Origin of the sequence: Protofrankia sp. CiP1_Cm_nod2 (assembly GCF_920664355.1) — a bacterium.
GTDB lineage: Bacteria > Actinomycetota > Actinomycetes > Frankiales > Frankiaceae > Protofrankia.
Genome location: NZ_CAKKTL010000119.1, coordinates 1 through 4,000 on the forward strand (window position 1 = coordinate 1; position 4,000 = coordinate 4,000).

Sequence of the window (4,000 nt, forward strand, 5' to 3'; positions counted from 1 at the left end):
GCCCTCGGCGAAGACCTCGGCGCCGGCGAGCAGCCGCGCGGCGGTGAAGACGTTGTCGGTGCCGTCGAAGGCCAGCTCGGTGCCGGCGACGGCGGCGTCGAAGAAGCGGACGGCGTCGCCGGAGCGGGTGAACGTCCCGGAGCCGGTGAAGGCGGTGTCGACGCCGAGCCGGATTCGCTGCCGGCGCGGGTTGCAGCCCGGCCTGCGGACGACGACCGCCGCCGGTGCGCTGATGCCGGGGCGGACGGCCGCGGCGGCCCGGCTGGTGACGACGGCCTCGAGCACCGACGCCGGGTCCGCCAGCCTGGCGCAGACGACGTTGCCCTTTGCCGCGGACAGCGGCTCGCCCTTACGCCGGACGACCACCGGTGCCCGGACCTCGAGGGTGTAGACGCCGATTCCGGCGGGATCGGCGAACGCGCAGCGGCCATCGGGCCCTGTGCGGCGCGCGGTCGGCCAACCGCGCAGAGCGTCCGTCCGCTCGCGGTGCTCACCGGTCATGATTCTTCCGTCCGGAGCGATCAGCACGAACGGCGTGTCCGGCAGCGGGGTGCCGTCCTCGAAGTGGATGTGGACGCTCACCTGGACGTTGCCCGGCTCGGCCGGCCGGCGGGAGAAACGCTCGGCGTCCGGAGCCGTGCAGATCTCCTTGGGTGCGGGGTCCGGGTCCCCGGAGCCCGGCCGCGGGTTCTGCGGGTGGGGGTACGGGCGGACGAAGCAGGTGCGGTTGACCGTCCTGGCCGGGTTCAGGCACCATCTCGGGCTCACCGCCCCCGGCGCGGGAAGGTCGAAGGTGTCCGGCTGGCGCACGGCGGCGGGCAGACGGTCGGCCCGGACGAAAAGCAGTTCCACCCGGCGGTTGCGCCGTTCGGCCTTCGGGGTGTCGTCCACCGGGTCGCTCTCGCCGCAGCCCAGCCATTTCAGCGGGCCGCCGTCGCAGCCGGTGGACGCGTTCGGCAGCAGCCGGGCCGGGCTCACCGACAGCGGGTCGCGGGCCAGGTAGGCGTCGATCAGCGCGGCCCAGGTGGCCTCGTCCACCGTGCCGGACTGCGGCAGCCCCCGGTCGGACTGGAAGCGCCGTACCGCCTGCCGGGTCAGCTCGGCGTTCTCCGGCGGCGGCGTCACGGTGCCGGCGTCGTCCCGGTAGTCGATGTTGCCCTGGTAGCGGCCGAGGTCCTGGAGGATCCACTGCTGCTCGCGGCGTCCCCAGCCGTCGGCGAGGGTTCGCACGGTTCCGGCCGGATGCGGTTTGCGCAGCTGGTTCCACTCCTGCCGGGCCGCGTCGGCCGCCGCCTGGTCGTTGCCGGCCGTCAGCATGGCGAACACCGCGCGGGCCCGGCGCTCGGACAGCGACTGGTTGTATCCGGGTGGGCCGGTGAGGTCCGTGTGGCCGACGACGAGCAGCCGCTCGTCGGGGTGTGCCCGGGCGTAGGCCACCACCTGCGAGAGCACCGTGCGCATGCACGGCTCGACGAACGCGTTGTCGAAGTGGAAGTGGACGACGAAGGTGGCCGCGAGCAGCGGGGCCGGACGCAGGACGATCGTCACGTGGGTCAGCGCGCCCGGCCGGACGACCGCGGCGGCCTCGCCCTGCAGGGACGGCGGGGCGGTGACCGTGGCGCGGGCGGTGTAGGTGCCGGGCGGGAAGGTGGTCTCGGTCCACACGTTGCCGGTGCGGGTGGTGAGGCTGCGGTCCAGCGCGCCGCCGTCGGCCCGGGTGCCGGCGACGGTCACGGTGACCGCGCTCATGTCGAAGTCCGGCCGGCCCGCCACGACGACCTCGACCTCCAGCACACCCACCTGTGGCGGGATCGGCGGCGGCGGTATCACCGGCGGCGGCTGTGTCGGCACCGCGGGCGCGGGGGCGAACTCACGCAGGGTGAAGGCGTACTCGTACAGCTCGGGCTTGCCGGCCAGCGCCCGCACACCCATCTCCTCGACCAGGACGTCCTGCACCCGGGTGGCGGTGGCGATGTCCGCCGCGAACGGGACGGGGCTGGCGGTCAGGAACTTCTCGCGCAGCGCCGCGAGATCCTTGGCGGCCTCTTCGCCGGCGATGGCCCCGGTGAGCGTGACCGTGGTGTTGCGACGGCCGGCATCCGCGGTGAAATCGCCCTCCAGCCCGGGTACCGGGTGATCCTCGAGCACCCGGTCCTGGTCGGACTCGATCTCGTCGACCAGCTGCAGCTCGAGGTCGCCGAGCATCGGCTTCACCGCCACCGCGATCCCTCCCGCTCGTTTGCGTGTTGACACCGGTTGCGCGTTGATACCGGTCAGGCTCACCTGTTGATTTCGCCGAGGATGCCGGTAATGGTGTCGATCAGCTCGATGATCTCCGTCTTCACCTGGTCCAGCGACGGCAGGCTGCTGACCACGTCGACAATCCGCTCCACTTCGCCGATGGCGTCGGCGTCGCCGGGCAGCAGCTTCTTCGCCGCGTCGAGCACCGACCGCACGCCGCCGGTGAACGCCGAGATGTCGCTGAGCCCGGGAACCCCGGAGACGTCGAGATTCTTGATTTCCGTCTGAAGTCTGGCCAGCAGGCCGCTCAGCTGGGTGAGCAGGTCCCCGATCGGCAGGCCGACCGCCTTCAGCGCGTGCACCGCCTGTTGGACCGGACCCTTGTGCGCGTTGAGGAAGTCCTTCAGGTCCTGTAGAGCTTTCTTCAGGTCATCAAACAGGTTGGTGGCCACCGTGCCGCCTCCGCTGGGAGTCCGTATCTGTCGGGAGCTCGTGCTCGGTCCGGATTCTCACGTCCGGTGGTTCATGTGCGGTGGTTCATGTGCGGCCGAGAACTCGTCTGCGGTCGGGATTCTCACCTCCGGTCGGGAGTTCACCTCGTGAGGAGCTCATTGAGCGTGCTGATCCGCTCGACGAACGGCGACAGGGTTTCGACGAACTTCTCCAGGCCGGTGACGAATGCCTGGCCGAGGGCCAGCCCGTCCACCAGCCGGTCCATCAGCTCGGTGGCGTCACCGAGGACGTCGGGGGCCGCCGTCGCCGGGCCGGCGGGCTCGGCGGGCTCGAGGAACTGGCGCAGGCTCAGGACGAAGGCCGTGCGTTCCGGACGGCCGCCGAGCTCCTGGAGCTGCAGGTCGTCGATCACAACCTTGTCGATCCTGGCGTCGGTGGTGATGTCGGCGACGAAAGGGAGCGCCGAGCCCGAGCGGAACCTCTGCTGCAGCTCGTCGATGAACCCCGCCGCCTCGGTACCGGTCGCCACCCCCCACAGCGCCACCCGGGTCGGCCGCCGGCCCAGGTCCTGCAGCTGGCTGCCGTCGCCTCCCGGCGCCTGGTGCTCGGCGAGCACGCGCCGGTCGTAGGTGCCGATCTCCTGCACGTGCGGCAGTTCCAGGCCGTCCAGCATCGGTCTCATACCGGTTCACACCTCGATCCCGTGCCGGCGGGCCTCGTCTTGCAGCACCCGGGCGATCCGGCGGGTCAGCTCCGCGTCGTCCAGCAGGTCCGGTCCGGTGGCGTCGCGTTCCGCCCCGCGCCGCAGGGACGCCCCGGCCACCGGGATCACCGGCAGCCCGGCGGACGCGACCAGGGCCGGATGCGACGCCGTCATGACCGGCGCGGGATCCAGCCGGGCCGACGCCGTCGGTGCGTTCACCGCCGGGTGCGGGGCCGGCATCGGCGGGCTCGATGGGCCCGATGGGCCCGGCCTGCCCACCGGCCCGGTTCCGGAGCCCGCCGGCCCGGCCGGAGCCTCGGCCCACCCGGTCGCCTGATCCGCCTGGTTCGGCCGGCCCGGTTGGCCCGCCTGGTTCGGACGCCGCTGCCTGGCGCCGTCGATGCTCCACCCGGGTCGAGAAACGCCCGGCATGGATCGCGGCATGGATCGGCCGCCGGCATCGTCCGGCCATTCACCCTGGCCGGTAGGCAGGACGGAGGGGTCAGCAAGCCACTGGGTACGACCGTCCGCCCGCCGGCCAGGGCCGCCGAGCCCGCCGGCGGCGCCGCGGGACGACGGACCCGACGGACCCGGTGGACCCGG

The 4,000-nt window shown here is 72.7% G+C and carries 4 protein-coding genes; all 4 read right to left on the bottom strand.

Annotated features, from left to right (window positions below; translation table 11 throughout):
• Positions 1–2,220 (bottom strand): peptidoglycan-binding protein (locus tag NBW84_RS14290; protein ID WP_250285220.1); only part of this gene is annotated, 2,220 nt, incomplete at its 3' end.
• A 59-nt stretch (positions 2,221–2,279) separates the two neighbouring features.
• Complete coding sequence (locus NBW84_RS14295) at positions 2,280–2,693, bottom strand: hypothetical protein (RefSeq protein WP_250285221.1); 414 nt, start codon at positions 2,691–2,693, stop codon at positions 2,280–2,282.
• A gap of 140 nt (positions 2,694–2,833) precedes the next feature.
• Positions 2,834–3,376 (bottom strand): hypothetical protein, encoded by a 543-nt coding sequence (locus NBW84_RS14300; RefSeq protein ID WP_250285222.1) that lies wholly within the window; start codon positions 3,374–3,376, stop codon positions 2,834–2,836.
• A 6-nt stretch (positions 3,377–3,382) separates the two neighbouring features.
• Positions 3,383–3,616, bottom strand: a complete 234-nt coding sequence (locus NBW84_RS14305) for a hypothetical protein (RefSeq protein ID WP_250285223.1) — start codon at positions 3,614–3,616, stop codon at positions 3,383–3,385.
• Between the last annotated feature and the right edge of the window lie 384 nt (positions 3,617–4,000).